Source organism: Bradyrhizobium sp. STM 3557 (genome assembly GCF_045571465.1).
Classification (GTDB): domain Bacteria; phylum Pseudomonadota; class Alphaproteobacteria; order Rhizobiales; family Xanthobacteraceae; genus Bradyrhizobium.
Genome location: NZ_CP120697.1, coordinates 151,098 through 167,195 on the forward strand (window position 1 = coordinate 151,098; position 16,098 = coordinate 167,195).

At 64.7% G+C, this 16,098-nt stretch carries 15 protein-coding genes; 12 read left to right on the forward strand and 3 right to left on the reverse strand.

Annotation, left to right across the window (positions count from 1 at the left end):
• Positions 1-66: 66 nt before the first annotated feature.
• A complete protein-coding gene (locus P6U24_RS00675) occupies positions 67-873 on the reverse strand; it encodes an undecaprenyl-diphosphate phosphatase (RefSeq protein WP_407157305.1) in 807 nt (268 codons plus the stop codon).
• 415 nt (positions 874-1,288) lie between these two features.
• Here P6U24_RS00675 and P6U24_RS00680 point away from each other — a divergent pair, with 415 nt between their 5' ends.
• Together P6U24_RS00680 and queG are read left to right on the forward strand one after the other, a co-directional pair.
• Entirely contained in the window at positions 1,289-1,981 is a 693-nt protein-coding gene (locus P6U24_RS00680) for a glutathione S-transferase family protein (RefSeq protein ID WP_407157306.1), read from the forward strand.
• Positions 1,930-3,123, forward strand: a complete 1,194-nt coding sequence (gene queG / locus P6U24_RS00685) for a tRNA epoxyqueuosine(34) reductase QueG (RefSeq protein WP_407160723.1) — start codon at positions 1,930-1,932, stop codon at positions 3,121-3,123. The genes P6U24_RS00680 and queG overlap by 52 nt, the downstream gene beginning before the upstream one ends.
• A gap of 7 nt (positions 3,124-3,130) precedes the next feature.
• Here queG and P6U24_RS00690 read toward each other — a convergent pair whose 3' ends face one another.
• Complete coding sequence (locus P6U24_RS00690) at positions 3,131-3,928, reverse strand: alpha/beta hydrolase (protein WP_407157307.1); 798 nt, start codon at positions 3,926-3,928, stop codon at positions 3,131-3,133.
• Positions 3,929-4,280: 352 nt separating this feature from the next.
• On the opposite strand from P6U24_RS00690, the gene infC reads away from it, so the two are divergent.
• The 8 genes from infC to P6U24_RS00730 all read left to right on the forward strand — a co-directional run bounded on the left by infC (position 4,281) and on the right by P6U24_RS00730 (position 11,628).
• Entirely contained in the window at positions 4,281-4,820 is a 540-nt protein-coding gene (gene infC, locus P6U24_RS00695; protein ID WP_407160724.1) for a translation initiation factor IF-3, read from the forward strand.
• A gap of 303 nt (positions 4,821-5,123) precedes the next feature.
• Positions 5,124-5,324, forward strand: a complete 201-nt coding sequence (gene rpmI, locus P6U24_RS00700) for a 50S ribosomal protein L35 (protein WP_008539890.1) — start codon at positions 5,124-5,126, stop codon at positions 5,322-5,324.
• Between the two features lie 76 nt (positions 5,325-5,400).
• Positions 5,401-5,760: a 50S ribosomal protein L20 gene (gene rplT, locus P6U24_RS00705; RefSeq protein WP_407157308.1), complete on the forward strand. Its 360-nt coding sequence runs from the start codon at positions 5,401-5,403 to the stop codon at positions 5,758-5,760.
• 86 nt (positions 5,761-5,846) lie between these two features.
• The gene (pheS, locus tag P6U24_RS00710) at positions 5,847-6,929 is read left to right on the forward strand and encodes a phenylalanine--tRNA ligase subunit alpha (RefSeq protein ID WP_407157309.1); all 1,083 of its coding nucleotides are present in this window, start codon (positions 5,847-5,849) and stop codon (positions 6,927-6,929) included.
• Positions 6,930-7,027: 98 nt separating this feature from the next.
• The gene (locus tag P6U24_RS00715; RefSeq protein WP_407157310.1) at positions 7,028-7,468 is read left to right on the forward strand and encodes an endonuclease domain-containing protein; all 441 of its coding nucleotides are present in this window, start codon (positions 7,028-7,030) and stop codon (positions 7,466-7,468) included.
• Entirely contained in the window at positions 7,465-9,873 is a 2,409-nt protein-coding gene (pheT, locus tag P6U24_RS00720; RefSeq protein ID WP_407157311.1) for a phenylalanine--tRNA ligase subunit beta, read from the forward strand. Before P6U24_RS00715 ends, pheT begins: the two co-directional genes overlap by 4 nt.
• Positions 9,870-10,646, forward strand: a complete 777-nt coding sequence (locus P6U24_RS00725) for a sulfite exporter TauE/SafE family protein (protein WP_407157312.1) — start codon at positions 9,870-9,872, stop codon at positions 10,644-10,646. The genes pheT and P6U24_RS00725 overlap by 4 nt, the downstream gene beginning before the upstream one ends.
• Before the next feature lie 37 nt (positions 10,647-10,683).
• On the forward strand, positions 10,684-11,628 hold the full coding sequence (locus tag P6U24_RS00730; RefSeq protein ID WP_407157313.1) for an MBL fold metallo-hydrolase: 945 nt from the start codon (positions 10,684-10,686) through the stop codon (positions 11,626-11,628).
• 9 nt (positions 11,629-11,637) lie between these two features.
• Here the strand turns inward: P6U24_RS00730 and P6U24_RS00735 are convergent, their stop codons facing one another.
• On the reverse strand, positions 11,638-13,053 hold the full coding sequence (locus tag P6U24_RS00735) for a flavin monoamine oxidase family protein (protein WP_407157314.1): 1,416 nt from the start codon (positions 13,051-13,053) through the stop codon (positions 11,638-11,640).
• Positions 13,054-13,251: 198 nt separating this feature from the next.
• On the opposite strand from P6U24_RS00735, the gene P6U24_RS00740 reads away from it, so the two are divergent.
• Positions 13,252-14,238, forward strand: coding sequence for a YiiX/YebB-like N1pC/P60 family cysteine hydrolase (locus P6U24_RS00740; RefSeq protein ID WP_407157315.1), 987 nt, complete (start codon positions 13,252-13,254; stop codon positions 14,236-14,238).
• Between the two features lie 645 nt (positions 14,239-14,883).
• Entirely contained in the window at positions 14,884-16,098 is a 1,215-nt protein-coding gene (locus P6U24_RS00745; protein ID WP_407157316.1) for an aminotransferase class I/II-fold pyridoxal phosphate-dependent enzyme, read from the forward strand.

The window sequence follows — 16,098 nt, forward strand, 5'->3', positions numbered from 1 at the left end:
CGTCCGCTACGCTCCTCGCAATGTCGGGACGCAGAGATCGCTCGAGAACGGCTCCGCGAGAGGCCGTCACATCCCCAGCGCCAGCGCGATCAGCCCGAGGGTGCCGACGATCACGCGCCACCAGGCGAACAGCGTAAAGCCGTGGCGCGTGACGTAGCCGAGGAAGGCCTTCACAACGATCATTGCGGTGACGAAGGACACCACGAAGCCGATGGCGATGAGACCGAGATGATCTGATGTCATCTCGGCACGGCTCTTGTAGAAATCGTAGACGAAAGCTCCGATCATGGTCGGGATCGCCAGGAAGAACGAGAACTCCGCGGCCGAGCGCTTGTCGGCGCCGAGCAGCATCGCGGCGACGATGGTGGCGCCCGAGCGCGACACGCCCGGAATCATCGCGAGGCACTGCGCGATGCCGATCCACAGATACATCATCAGCGGATAGCGCGTGGCGTCGTGCTCACGCGGCTTGTGATCGAGCTGATCGACCCACAGCAGGATGGCGCCCCCGACGATCAGCGAGAAGCAGACCACCCAGGGATCGAACAGCATCGCCTTGATGTATTTGCCCGCAATCAGCCCGACGATGACGGCGGGCAGAAAGGCCACCAGCACGCCGATGACGAAGCGGCGGTCGTCCGGATTGGACAGCGCGCCGATCGCCACCCGCGACAGCTTGACGAAGTAGAGCGCCACGATCGCCAGGATTGCGCCGAGCTGGATCAGGATCGCAAAGCTCTTCCAGAAGCCATCCTCGCCGAGGCCGAAGAAGCGCTCGGCCAGCAGCAGATGGCCGGTCGACGAGACCGGAAGGAACTCGGTGACTCCCTCGACGATGCCGAGAATCACCGCCCGTAACGTATCTGACATCATTGACCTGACCCGTCATCGCCGGCAGAAAAGCCGCGCTCTTCTCGCCTATTCGGCTTGCGGCCGCAATCGCAAAAAGCCAGCCGGTGCCGCTCCGGCGGGCCAGCGAATCAGCCGCGAGACCGGAAGCGGCGCCGGGGCAAGAGCACAGACCGTTTTTGCGATTCGCGATCCGGTCAATTATTGTTGGCCTCTCGTCCGGCCGCCCAACTGCTTACACTTTTGCCGACCATGCGCTAGTGCTCCGCTTCGAGGTTCGCGCGCGAATCATGAAACGGTGCGAATGTTGCCGGTCGGTTTACGGCATCGACATCGGCTCTTGCGCGTTCGCGACAATTGAATGCGTGTCACGACGACCTTGGCCGGCGCCCGCATGGTTGAGGCTTTGTTAAGCGCATCGCACGTAATCAAAGGCTACATGTACACGCTCTTCCACCATCCGATCTGCCCGCATTCACGGTTCATCCGCCTGGTGCTCGGCGAATATGGCCTCGATCTGAAGCTGGTGGAGGAACGGGCCTGGGAACGGCGCGAGGGCTTTCTGGCGCTCAATCCCGCCGGCACCACGCCGGTGCTGACCACCGAGGGGCTGCCGGCGATTCCGGGCGTCAACGTGATCGCGGAATATCTCGACGAAGCCTGCGGTGCCGCGGTAGGCGACCGGCGGCTGATGCCGGCGGATCCGGCCGAGCGCATCGAGGTGCGCCGGCTGATGGGGTGGTTCAACGAAAAGTTCTTCGAGGAGGCCTCGAACCTCCTGGTGACCGAGCGCGTCTACAAGCGCTTCATGAGCGAGGAGGACGGCGGCGGGCCGCCCTCGACCGACGTGATCCGCGCCGCCAAGACCAATGTGCGCTATCATCTGGCCTATATCGGCTGGCTGGCGCAGCGGCGCAATTTCCTGGCCGGCGACCGCCTCACCTATGCCGATCTTGCCGCCGCCGCGCATCTGTCGGCGATCGACTATCTGGGCGACGTGCCATGGATCGAGGACGACGCAGCAAAGGCGTGGTACGCGCGGGTGAAATCCCGCCCGTCGTTCCGCCCGCTGCTGAGCGACTGGCTGGCCGGCGTGCCGGCGTCGCGGACCTATGTGGACCTCGACTTCTGAGCAATACTGATCTCATCGCGCCCGCTGAGCTGAAGGCGGCGCTGATCGAAACGGCCCACGCGCTCGGCTTCGACCAGCTCGGCGTGACCAGGCCCGAAGCCACCGCGGAACGGGCGCAATATTTTCTCGATTTCATCGCGAGCGGCGGCCATGGCGACATGGACTGGCTGGCGCGCGAGCCGCAGCGGCGGACCGATCCGCGCACGCTATGGAGCGAGGTGCGCTCGGTGATCATGCTGGGCGTGAACTACGGACCGGATGAGGATCCGCTTGCGGTGCTGCAGGCGCGCTCGCACGGCGCCATCTCGGTCTATGCGCGCGGCGACGACTATCACGACGTCATCAAGAAGCAGCTGAAGGCGCTGGCACGCTGGCTGGTGGCGACCGCATCCTGCGACGTCAAGGTGTTCATCGACACCGCAGCTGTCATGGAGAAGCCGCTGAGCCAGGCTGCGGGAATCGGCTGGCAGGGCAAGCACACCAATCTGGTGTCACGAGGCTTCGGCTCCTGGCTGTTCCTCGGTGCGATCTACACCACACTCGGTCTGCCCTGCGATACCCCCGAGATCGACCATTGCGGCTCCTGCCGCGCCTGTCTCGAAAGCTGCCCGACGGCAGCCTTTCCGGCGCCCTACCAGCTCGATGCGCGGCGCTGCATCTCGTATCTGACCATCGAGAACAAGGGGCCGATTCCGCACGAGTTCCGCAAGGCGATGGGCAACCGCATCTATGGCTGCGACGATTGCCTCGCCGCCTGCCCCTGGAACAAGTTCGCGCAAGAGGGCCGCGAGGCGAAGCTCGCCGCCCGCGATGCACTCCGCGCACCTTCGCTTGCCGATCTCGCCGGGCTCGATGACCCGGCGTTCCGCGCGCTGTTCTCGAAATCACCGGTCAAGCGCGTCGGCCGCGACCGCTTCATCCGCAACGTTCTGATCGCGATCGGCAACTCCGACGATCCGACGCTCGTTGCCAGCGCCGAGCGGCTGCTCGCCGATCCGAGCCCGCTGGTGCGGGGCGCCGCGGTCTGGGCGCTCGCGCAATTGCTGCCGCCAGAAGCGTTCGCGAAACTCGCCACCACGGCGCTCCCGTCGGAACAAGACCAGAGCGTACGCGACGAGTGGCGGCTCGCCTCGCGCGAGTAGCCGCAATTCAGCCGATCTCGGCCACCGCAGCAAGAATGCGCGCGATATCCTGGGGTCGCGACAGGCGGTGATCGCCGTCCTGGATCATGGTCAGCACCACGTCCTCGGCCGGCAGCCGGTGCGCCAGCGCAAAGGCGTGCTGCCAGGGCACGTCCGGGTCCTGGGCGCCCTGCAGGATGCGCACCGGGCAGCCGACATTGATGGCGCTGCCGAGCAGCAGGTGGTTCCGGCCCTCCTCGATCAGCGCCTTGGTGATTGGGTAGGGTTCGCCGTACTCGGATGGCCGCAGCCAGACGCCCGTGTCCTCGATCTGCTTGCGGATCTCGGGCGAAAAGCCCTTCCACATCAGTTCCTCGGTGAAATCCGGCGCTGGCGCGATCAGCACCAGCCCGGCCAGGGTCCCCGCCCGCGGCTGTCTCAGGAGCTCGCGCGCGAGCAGCAGCGCCATCCAACCGCCCATCGAGGAGCCGACCACCACCTGGGGGCCATGACAGAATTGCGAAAACACCGCGATGGCGTCCTCGAGCCAGCGCCCGATGGTGCCGTCTACGAACCGACCGCCTGATTCACCATGGCCGGAATAGTCGAACCGGACGCAGGGCCGCCCCCACTCGGCCGCCCAGGCGTCGAGCGCGACCGCCTTGGTGCCTTTCATGTCGGAATTGAACCCGCCGAGCCAGAATAGGCCGGGTCCCCGGTCGGCTCCCTTGCCCGGACGGGCGCGGACCGCGATCCGGCGGGCGGCCGCTCCCGCGCCGACGTCGATAAAGGCCGGCATGTCAACGGAATCTTGGGAGGTGGTCATGGATCGATACCCCGGACGCGGTGTTGTGTGCGGGAGCGTTTGGTCGAGCCGGGGCCGTCCGTCAACACCGCCGGCCGCCTGCGGGGGCGTCCCGGCTTGCGAAAGCTCGCTCTGCACTCTATGTCGCCGTTGGGTCCGGATTGCCCTGAAATTGCGGCGTTCCGGATCTACCAGATGCTTTGGAAATTGCCTCGAGGACGACGCCCGATTCGGCTGCCGGCGCACCTATCCCGTAGCTCCAGCCCGTTGACGGGCCGAGCCGGAAAAGTGACAGACGACCGGCGCAGCGTCTTGCCTGCCGCGGCATCTTCCATCAAAGTACCGCCCCTTTCACAACTTTGGAGAACCACCCATTCGCCGCCCCAATAGAGCCCCGCCCGCTGCCACCAAAGACGGGCCGCGCACCAATGATGAGATTCGCAATGCGCAGATCCAGCTGATCGACCAGAACGGACAGAACCACGGCACCGTGGAAACGATGATCGCCGTCAAGATGGCCGCCGAGGCCGGCATGGATCTGGTCGAGATTCAGCCGAACAGCAGCCCTCCCGTCTGCAAGATTATGGATTACGGGAAATACAAATATTCGGCGCAGAAGAAGGCGGCGGAAGCCCGCAAGAAGCAGAAGGTCGTCGAGATCAAGGAGATCAAGCTCCGTCCGATGATCGACGATCATGATTATGACGTGAAGATGCGCGCGATGCAGCGCTTCTTCGAGGAAGGCGACAAGGTCAAGATCACGCTGCGCTACCGCGGCCGTGAGATGGCCCACCAGGAAATCGGCACCAAGCTCCTGGACAAGGTGAAGGCCGACGTGGCGCAGTACGCCAAGGTCGAGCAGGACGCCAAGTTCGAAGGTCGCCAGGTCGTCATGGTGCTGGCGCCGCGCTGAGGCTGCCCTCCGATCGGACGTGAGGAACGGCCCGCCAAGACGCTTCGATTGGCGGGCTTTTTCCTTAACGGGACCTTAAGGCGCCGGAGCCCGCGCCTCGCACTCCGGCGTTGCCAATTCGCCGCTTCTCTGCCATAAGCCCAGCCTTCATCGCCCGGCTGATCAAGGGCTGCCGTGGCGATGCCTTTGTGCGGGTGTTTCTTTTTTAGAAAAGCCTGAGCACGTTCAACGCTCTAACGAGCATTTTCGCTGCATGGGGCCGCTTTCGCGGGCGGCTCGCCGTTGCAGCTTGAGGAGAGCCAAATGCCCAAGCTGAAGACCAAATCCGGCGCCAAAAAGCGCTTCAAGGTGACTGCCACCGGCAAGGTGATGCATGCCCAGCGCGGCAAGCGCCACGGCATGATCAAGCGGACGAAGAAGCAGATCCGCCAGCTGCGCGGCACCCGCGTGCTGTTCAAGACCGACGGCGACAACGTCAAGAAGTACTTCTTGCCGAACGCCTGACCGGCCTCCGCTGCATCTCGCTTATGGCCGCGTCAGCCGCGGCCGCCCGTCATCTTTCGAATAAAGGATTTCCGTCATGTCTCGCGTCAAACGCGGTGTGACCGCCCACGCCAAGCACAAGAAAGTCTACAAGGCCGCCAAGGGCTTCTACGGCCGCCGCAAGAACACGATCCGCGCCGCCAAGGCCGCCGTCGAGAAGGCCGGGCAGTATGCGTTCCGCGATCGCAAGCGCAAGAAGCGCACCTTCCGCGCGCTCTGGATCCAGCGCCTGAACGCCGCCGTGCGTCCGTTCGAGCTGACCTACAGCCGCTTCATCGACGGCCTGTCGAAGTCCGGCATCACCGTCGACCGCAAGGTGCTGTCGGATCTCGCGATCCACGAGCCGGCTGCGTTCCAGGCGATCGTCGAGAAGGCCAAGGCCGCGCTCGCCGCCTGATCATCCAGTGACCGGGTAGTACGTGAGAAGCGGCCGATCCTATCGGCCGCTTTTTGCTGTTCGCAATTTCTTGCGGAGAAATCGCTGTGTCCGACCTAGCTCACCTCGAAACCTCGATCCTCGACCAGATCACTGCTGCCGGCGACGAAGCCGCGCTAGAGGCCGTGCGTGTCGCAGCGCTCGGCAAAAAGGGCTCGATCTCGGCGCTGCTCGCCACGCTCGGCAAGATGTCGCCCGATGAGCGCAAGACTCAAGGCGCGGCGATCAACCTCGCCAAGGACAAGGTCACGCAGGCGCTCGCTGAGCGACGCGAAGTGCTGAAATCGGCTGCGCTCGATGCGCGCCTAGCCGCCGAGACCATCGACGTGACCTTGCCGCTGCAGGAGACGCCCGCGGAGGCCGGGCGCATCCATCCGCTGAGCCAGGTGATGGATGAGCTCACCACGATCTTCGCCGATATGGGCTTTACGATTGCGGAAGGTCCGGACATCGAGACCGACGACTACAACTTCACCAAGCTGAACTTCCCGGAAGGCCATCCGGCGCGGGAGATGCACGATACGTTCTTCTTCAATCCGAAGCCGGATGGATCGCGCATGCTTCTGCGCACCCACACCTCGCCGGTGCAGGTGCGGACCATGCTGAGCCAGAAGCCGCCGATCCGCGTGATCTGCCCGGGCCGCACCTACCGCATCGACTCGGACGCGACGCATACGCCGCAATTCCACCAGGTCGAAGGCCTCGTCATCGACAAGGGCTCGCATCTCGGCCACCTCAAATGGATCCTGCACGAGTTCTGCAAGGCGTTCTTCGAGGTCGACCACATCAACATGCGGTTCCGGCCGTCGTTCTTCCCGTTCACCGAGCCGTCGCTCGAGGTCGACATCCAGTGCCGCCGCGACAAGGGCGAGATCCGCTTCGGCGAGGGCGAGGACTGGCTGGAGATTCTCGGCTGCGGCATGGTGCATCCGAACGTGCTGCGCGCCTGCGGCCTCGATCCCGACGAGTACCAGGGCTTTGCCTGGGGCATGGGCATCGACCGCATCGCGATGCTGAAATACGGCATGAGCGATCTGCGCCAGCTGTTCGAAGGCGACGTGCGCTGGCTGAGCCATTACGGCTTCAAGCCGCTCGACGTCCCGACCTTGGCGGGAGGATTGAGCTCGTGAGGGTAATGGGCCTCGATCTTTCTCAGCAAACGCTGAGCCCCCCTCTCCCGCTTGCGGGGGAGGGCTGGGGTGGGGGTGTCTCCGCGAAGGAGGTGTCGATGGATGACGAAAAGCCCATCTGGACGGTCTCCCCGAAGCTTCGGTCGAATGCGCGGGCACTCCGCAGGAACTCGACTGATGCCGAACGGATCTTGTGGTCGGAGCTGCGCGGCCATCGCCTGCTCGGTGCGGGCTTTCGTCGGCAGGTCCCGATCGACCGTTACATCGCCGATTTCGTCTGCCATGCCGCACGCCTCGTCATCGAACTCGATGGTGGACAGCACTTCTCGGCCGAAGGCGAGCAGCGCGACGCTTCACGCTCGGCAGTGATCGAAGCCAAAGGATTTCAGATCCTGCGCTTCGCCAACAACGACGTGATAATGAATCGCAGCGGCGTCCTCGAAACCATTGCTGCTGCCATTGCGGCCAGAGCCCCCACCCTGACCCTCCCCCGCAAGCGGGGGAGGGAAAAGGACCTGAACGCGCGGAAAGAACCATGAAATTCACGCTGTCCTGGCTGAAGGACCATCTCGACACCGACGAGCCGGTCGAGAAGCTCGCCGAGAAGCTCACCATGATCGGGCTCGAGGTCGAGCAGCTCGAGGACAAGGCGAAGCTGCTGGCGCCGTTCACCATCGCGCAGGTGATCTCCGCCGAGCAGCATCCGAACGCCGATCGGCTGCGCGTCTGCATGGTCGACACCGGCAACGGTGCCGCGCCCGTTCAGGTCGTCTGCGGTGCGCCGAATGCGCGCGCTGGTCTTGTCAGCGTGTTCTCGGCCCCGGGCACCTTCATTCCCGGCAAGAACATCACGCTCTCGGTCGGCACCATCCGCGGCGTCGAGAGCCGCGGCATGCTGTGCTCGGCGGCCGAGCTGCAGATTTCGGAAGATCACGACGGCATCATGGAGCTGCCGGCCGATGCGCCGATCGGCAAGCCCTATGCCGAATGGGCCGGGCTCGGTGATCCCCTGTTCGAGATCAATCTGACGCCGAACCGGCAGGACTGCACCGGCGTGCATGGCATCGCCCGCGATCTCGCCGCGGCTGACATGGGCAGGCTCAAAGAGCCCGCAATCAAGCCGGTGAAGGGCGAATTCCCCTGCCCCGTGACGGTCACGGTCGAGGACGAGAAGCTGTGTCCGGGCTTCGCGCTGCGGCTGGTGCGCGGCGTCAAGAACGGCCCATCGCCGAAATGGCTGCAGCAGCGGCTGACGTCGATCGGGCTGCGCCCGATCAACGCGCTGGTCGATATTACCAACTTCATGACCTATGACCGCGCACGTCCGCTGCACGTGTTCGACGCTAAGAAGGTGAGGGGCAATCTGGTGGTGCGGCACGCCCGTGACGGCGAAACCCTGCTGGCGCTCGACGGCCGCACCTACACGCTCGACAGCACCATGTGCGTGATCGCGGACGATCACGGCGTCGAATCGCTCGCCGGCATCATGGGCGGCGAGGCCTCGGGCTGCGACGAGAACACCACCGACGTGCTGATCGAATCGGCGCTGTGGAACGAGATCAACATCGCCCAGACCGGCCGCAAGCTCGGGATCAATTCGGATGCGCGCTATCGCTTCGAGCGCGGTGTCGATCCGGCCTTCATGGTGCCGGGCCTGGAGATGGCCACCAAGCTGGTGATGGAGCTGTGCGGCGGCGCGCCGTCGGAGAATGTCGTTGTCGGCAATCCCTTCGGCGACGAGCGCGTGATCGATTTCCCGCTGAGCGAGGTGAAGCGGCTCGCCGGCATCGAAGTGCCGCTGGTCGAGATCAAACGCATCCTCGGCCATCTCGGCTTCATGCTGGCGGGCACCGGCACCGTCGTGAAGGTTGCAGTCCCCTCATGGCGCACCGACGTGCACGGCAAGGCCGACATCGTCGAAGAGATCGTCCGCCTGGTCGGCGTCGACAAGGTGCCCATGACCCCGTTCGAGCGTGGCGATGCGCCGCGCAAGCCGGTGCTGACGCCGATCCAGCTGCGCACCCGCCGCGCCAAGCGCGCGCTGGCCGCGCGCGGCATGGTCGAGGCGGTGACCTGGTCATTCATCACCAAGCAGGCAGCCGAGCTGTTCGGTGGCGGCAAGCCGGAGCTGGTGCTCGCCAATCCGATCGCCGCCGATCTCACCGACATGCGACCGAGCCTGCTGCCGGGGCTGATCGCCACCGTGCAGGCCAATATCGATCGCGGCTTCAGTGATGCCGCGATCTTCGAGGTCGGCCAAATCTTCAAAGGCGACCGGCCGGAAGATCAGCTCATTGCCGCGAGTGGCGTCCGCCATGGCATCGCGACCGCAAAGGGGCTCGGCCGGCACTGGACCGGCTCGCAGGCCGCCAGCGCGTTCGACGCCAAGGCCGACGCACTCGCCGTGCTGGCCGCCGCCGGCGCGCCGATGGCTTCGCTGCAGATCGTCGCCGGCGGTCCGAGCTGGTTGCATCCCGGACGCTCCGGGACCATCCAGATGGGGCCGCAGAATGTGCTCGGCACTTTCGGCGAGATTCATCCGCGCGTGCTGGAGACGCTGCGCGCAGATGGGCCGCTGGTCGCCTTCGAGGTGATTCTCGATCGCATTCCAGCGGCGAAGCAGAAGCCGACCCGCGCCAAGCCCGCCCTCGAGCTCTCCGCGTTCCAGCCTGTGTCGCGCGACTTTGCGTTCATCGTCGAGCGCGAGGTCAAGGCCGGCGACATCGTGCGTGCGGCGCAAGCCGCCGACAAGAAGCTGATCACGGATGTCTCGGTGTTCGACGTCTATGAAGGCAAGGGCATCGAGGACGGCAAGAAGTCGATCGCCATCGCCGTGACCCTGCAGCCGCGCGACAAGACCATGACAGACGAGGAGATCGACGCCATCGCCGCCAAGGTCACCGCCGAGGTCGGCAAGAAGACCGGCGGCGTGCTGCGCGGATGAGCCTCTCCGGCCTCATCCCTGCCGACGTCAGTCTATCGACCGTGATCGCGCTCTGCGCGATCGCGTTTCTCTCTTCCACTGCGCGCGGCTTCTCCGGCTTCGGCTCGGCGCTGATCTTCATGCCGCTCGCCAGCAGCGTCGCAGGGCCGCGGCTGGTGGCTGCGCTGCTGCTCGTGATCGATTTCGTGGCAGCCGCGCCGCTGGTTCCTAATGCCTGGAAAGAAGCCGATCGCAAGGCGACGGCGGTGATCGTCGCCGGCGCATTGGTCGGCGTACCCATCGGCACCTATTTCCTGAGCCGGCTCGATCCCATCACCACGCGCTGGATCATCTCCGGCTTTGTCATCGCGCTGCTCGTGCTGTTGCTCTCACGCTGGCGCTATCGCGGCAAGGATTATCCGGCGCTGTCGGTCGCGGTCGGCGGCATCTCGGGTTTCTGTAGCGGGCTCGCGCAGACCGGCGGCCCGCCGATCGTCGGCTATTGGCTGGGGCGGCCGATTCCATCGAAGATCGCGCGCGCCAACATCCTGCTGTTCTTCGGCGCTTCCGATTTCTTCTCGATGGTGAGTTATGCTGCGAGTGGATTGATCACGGCCGATTCGCTCAAGCTGTCGCTGCTGGTCGGCCCGATCTACGCGATTGGTGTATTCTTCGGCGCGTCGCTGTTCGGCCGTGCCAGCGAGTGGACATTCCGTGCGATCTGCTATGCGCTGATCGCGCTGTCCGTCATCTTCGGCCTGCCCGCCCTCGACGGCATGCTCGGCCGCGGCTAGGCTCTCCTCAACATCAAGAATGTTCGAGGAGGAGACCATGATCGACCGTCGCGCCATGTTGAAGGCGGGGCTCGGCGCCGCAGGGATATTGGCGATCCCGGCGGTGTTCGCGCAACCCGGCACGTCCCGCACGCGCATTGTCTTTCTCGGCACCAAGGGTGGCCCGCGCGTCGGCATCGGCGCTTCCAATCCCGCCAACCTCGTGGTGGTGAACGATACGCCCTATCTGATCGATTGCGGCATGGGCGTTAGCCGCCAGCTCGTCGCCGCCGGCGTGCCGATTCCGTCGGTGAAGTACATCTTCATCAGCCACCATCATTCCGATCACAATCTGGAATACGGCAATGTGGTCTACAATGCCTGGGCCGCTGGCCTGTCGACGCCGATCCACTCCTTCGGTCCGAAGGGGATCGAGGCGATGACCAGGACCTTTTGGGAGCTGAACAAGTTCGATGTGGAGACCCGCATCGCGGACGAAGGCCGGCCTGATCCGCGCCCGCTGTTGATCGCCAAGGATATCGACGCTGATGGCGTGGTGCTGAAGACATCAGACGTGACGGTCACTGCGTTCCGCACGCCGCATCCACCGATCACGGACAATTTCGCCTACAAGTTCGAGACGCCGGATGGCACCATCGTGTTCTCCTCGGACACCGCCTACAATCCGAAGCTTGCGGAGTTCGCAAAGGGAGCCGACGTGCTGGTGCACGAATGTTTGTATGTACCGGCAGTCGATCGGCTGGTGCTGAAAACCAAGAATGGCGCGACCTTGAAGAAACACCTGATGGACAGCCATACCTCGACCGAGGATGTCGGCCGCATCGCAGCCAGCGCCGGCGTGAAGACGCTGGTGCTCAGCCACTTCGTGCCGGGCGACGATCCCACAGTGACCGACGACGACTGGACGCGGGACGTGAAGAAGAACTACTCGGGGCGCGTCATCCTCGCCAAGGACCTGATGGAGCTGAAACTGCCGGTGTAACGGCAACTATCAATCGAGCGGCGAGACCGACCGGACCGATCCACGCCGGCGCGGCTTCGGCCGCTCCGGCGCCTCCAGCGGTTCCGGCTCCTTGAGCGCGCCGCCGATACGACGCAGCGCCGCGTCCGCGGCGCGCTCGCCTGACTCCCAGGCGCCATCCACCGTGCCCCACAGCGTCTCGTGAGTCGCTTCGCCGGCAAGGAACACGGCGCCCCCCAGCGGCTCCGTCAGGATCTTGCGCGAGGCCTGCCCACCAGGCGCAGCCGCCGACATCGCGCCCAGGATCGTCGGCACATTGTTCCAGCGCGTCGCACTGGTCTTACCGATCGCAGCGGCGACTTCACCGCCGAACAGGCCGGTCAACCACTCCTTCGCAAATGCGATCATCGCCGCTTCGCCCTGCGCAGAGAGATCGCGCCCGAATGCGCCGCCGACATCGACCGTGCAGAGCGAGGAGCCGCCGATATTGGCGAACAGCAAGCCGGTGCGCGCCGAATTGCTCTGCTCTATCACGACCTCGTCCCGCGCCAGACCGAGCGGATTGCCCGAAAACTGCAGCGCGATACGGTCGTAGCTGCCGAGGCTGAGCTTGCTGGCCGCATCGAGCTGTCGCTTCGGCAGCTCGGGCGTGAACTTGATCACGCCCGACGTCAGCACATTGGTGGAGACTGTCAGGATGATCGCACGTGCGCTGATCCGTCCGGCAGGAGTCTCCACATTGGTATCGCGATTGGTCCAGACGATCCGCGTCGCAGGCGTCGACAGCGCCAGTGGCAGCTGCTCGCCGAGCCTCGTGACCAGCGTGCCCAACCCCTGGCGGCAGGCCAGCGCCGCGTTGCGGTCCTGCGCATGGGCCTTGTCCATGGCGGAGAGTTCTTTGAGATCCTTGCCCGCAAAGCCGGCGCCGAGCGCGAATTCCGCGGTGCCGGTCCAGTCGCCGAGATCCTTCGGCAGTGCCGCTGCACAGGAGGTGTCGAGCCGGCCCCGCGCGGCGTCATCGATAGCGCGGTTGGCGCGCACCAAAGCGGCGAGGAACTGCTCGGTCTCGCCGGGACGCGCATTGCGACGGCCGACGCGGATCTTATGGCCGACCGGCGCAGCCGACACATCGAGCCCGGCGCCGCGCGCGAGCTTCACCATCGGATTGCTCTCGGCATTATGGATCCAGCGCGCGCCGCGATCGAACGGCACGCCGAAGGTGGTGAGATCCGTGATGCAACGTCCGCCGACCTGCCCCGCGGCCTCGAGCACGATCACCTTGCGATTCGCAGCCATGATGCGCCGAGCCGCCGCGATGCCGGCCGCGCCCGCGCCGATCACGACGATATCGGCCTCACGCGGCACCGCCGCGGATGTCCGGTCAAATACGGGCAGCACGGCAAGGCCTGCGGATGCCGACAGGAAGCCGCGGCGCGTGATCGTCATGTCATGGTTTCCGAAAGGTTTGACCGATGGGGAATATCGGCGGACATTGCCGCATCTGAGGTGGGGCGGCAACGGTGATGGTGAATCAATCATGATTGATAAGCTCGCAGCGCCATGAACCAAATTGCAACCGCATCAGACCATCATAGGATCAGGGACAAGCGCCGGGACAAGGCGGCTCGGGGGCAAGTGTGAACCATGGGTGTTGTGCTCGATAGCATCGGCAAGGTCATTGCCGGCTACCTTCAGAAGGAGGTGCCGGGCTATGAGCCGTTCACGCCGAGCGATCCGGAAAGCCTGCGCAAGGACATGCAGCCCGGCGACGTGCTGCTGGTCGAGGGCAACAACCGCATTTCCGGCATCATCAAATATCTGACGCAGTCGACCTGGTCGCACGCGGCGCTCTATGTCGGTCCGATCGACGGCGCCTGCGAACCCGACGGCGAGCCGCATGTGCTGATCGAGGCCAATGTCGGCGAAGGCGTCGAATCGGCACCGCTGTCGAAATACTTCTCCTATCACACGCGGATCTGTCGCCCGGTCGGCCTCACTTATGAAGACCGCTATACGGTCTGCCGCTATGCCATCAACCGGATCGGCTTCGGCTACGACACCAAGAACATCGTCGACCTGATGCGCTATCTGATTCCGCTGCCGGTGCCGCAGCGCTGGCGCCGCCGCATGATCGCGCTCGGCTCGGGCGATCCGACCAAGATGATCTGCTCGGCGCTGATCGCGCAGGCCTTCGACGCTGTTCGCTACCCGATCCTCCCGAAGATCACGCGCGCGGGTTCGAGGCGGGCACGGCGCGAGATCCTGCACATCCGCGATTCCTCGCTCTACATGCCCAGAGACTTCGACATCTCGCCCTATTTCGAGATCGTCAAGCCGACCATCGTCAACGGATTCGACTACACCGCCCTGCACTGGGCCGATAAGCAGAAGCCGCTCGCGGAGGTAGCGGGCCCATTCGCAATGTTTCAAGGACCGGTCAGTTCGCCGCCGCTTGTTCCTGAAACGGCTGACGAAGAAGCGGCGCTTGCGCCTGCGGCTGAGGAAATAGACGCGAAGGTCGATGCGCTCGCAGTTGTCGAGCGCGTCACGGTGACGGAGCATTATCTGCTCGCGGAGCGGGTCAGAGTGGGGGCGCCAGAACGCCGCGCGAGGCAAGGCGCCGAGACATAACGAAGCGTTCCACGGATGCCATGGCGCGCGTGCCGGATGGCGCGACATAGTACGACTTAGTTTGCAAGCTCTCGCACAACGCGCCGGTGCGCTCTCCCCTTCCCGTTCGGTTCTCTGCGGGGCGCGACGAGCTTCGCTCGCGCCGAGAAGGTTGGAGCGAGGGGCAGATGCACGATCGATGTGAGTTGTCGGATCTGTACCCCTCACCCGGATTGCTTCGCGATCTGACCTCTCCCTGCAGGCGGGGAGAGGTCAGGCGCCACGCTGCTCTCGCAAAGCATGACGCGCACAAAGTCTGCATCCGTTGCAGATGACGCGGCAATCATCAGAACTTCACGCCCAGCGATCCGGCATCGTACGGAATGCGGCATCGACGATGCGCGGCGCCGACAGTCACGTGATCCGATTTGGTTTGAAAACGCCGCATTTCCTGGGTTCGAGATCGCGATTGCGCAAGATCTCACCCGCCACAATCCGCGCCGCTGTGGTAAAAAAACCTCTGGATCGCACCGCAAAAAGCGATCAAAACAGGCGCCGGCCCCGATGGTTAATCGCGCCTTAACCTCGCCTTCACTATGGTGATGTGATCCGCTTCCACCTGATACGGCAGCGATCGGCGGCTTCAACAGTACTGGCGCGTTACGTATGGCAATGACCGCTTCATCCCCCGCGCCCGTTGGCGCCGGCCATCCGGACAGCGAACGATCGCCATTTGCGCGGCTGACCGAGCTGCTGGCGCCCTATCGACCCGGCAAGCCGTTGATCACGCTCGCTGTCGGCGAGCCGCAGCATCCAGTTCCCGATTTCGTCCGTCCCGTTCTGGCAAAGCACATCGCCGATTTCGGCCGCTATCCGGCGGCCAAGGGCATCGAGCCGTTTCGCAAGGCAGCTAGCGGCTGGCTGTCGCGCCGCTTCCGCCTGCCCCGCGAGCTCGATCCGGAGAGCGAGGTGCTGGTGCTCAATGGCAGCCGCGAAGGCCTGTTCTTCGCGGCCCACACCGCGCTTCGCCATGTCGGACCGCGCGCTGGCCGGCCCGCGATCCTGATGCCCAATCCGTTCTACCCGGTCTATGGCGTCGGTGCGCGCACAGCAGGCTGCGACCAAATCCATCTGCCGACCACGCGCGAGACCGGCTACCTGCCCGATCTCGATGCGATCGACGAGGCGACGCTGAGGCGCACCATCGCGTTCTACATCGCATCGCCCGCCAACCCGCAAGGCGCAGTGGCGACTCCGGATTACTTCCGCAAGCTGAAGCAGCTCGCTGATCGCCATGGCTTCATGATCTTCAGCGACGAGTGCTACTCGGAGATCTACACGCGCGAGGCGCCCGGCAGCATGCTCGAACATGCGGGTCCCGACTACACCAACGTGGTTGTATTCCAGTCACTGTCGAAGCGCTCCAACCTGCCGGGCATGCGCATCGGCTTTGCGGCCGGCGACAAGAAATTCCTCGCGGCCTTTCATGAGCTGCGCAATGTCGCGGCGCCGCAGGTGCCGGTGCCGCTGCAGCACGTCGCGGTGGCGGCCTATGCCGACGAGGCGCATGTCGAGGAGAATCGCAGGCTCTATCGCGCCAAGTTCGATCTCGCCGACCAGATCATCGGTGGCCGCTACGGCTACAAGCGGCCCGCCGGCGGCTTCTGTGTCTGGCTCGACGTGGCTGATCGCGGCGGTGACGAAGCGATGACAGTGAAACTCTTTTCCGAAGCCGGCGTTCGCGTGGTGCCGGGCAGCTATCTTGCCAGGCAGCAGGTGGACGGCTTCAACCCCGGCGCCGGCTATATCCGCCTGGCGCTGGTTGCCGACAGCGAATCGACCGGCGAAGCCCTGCACCGGCTGGTCGGTGTTTTGGATTAG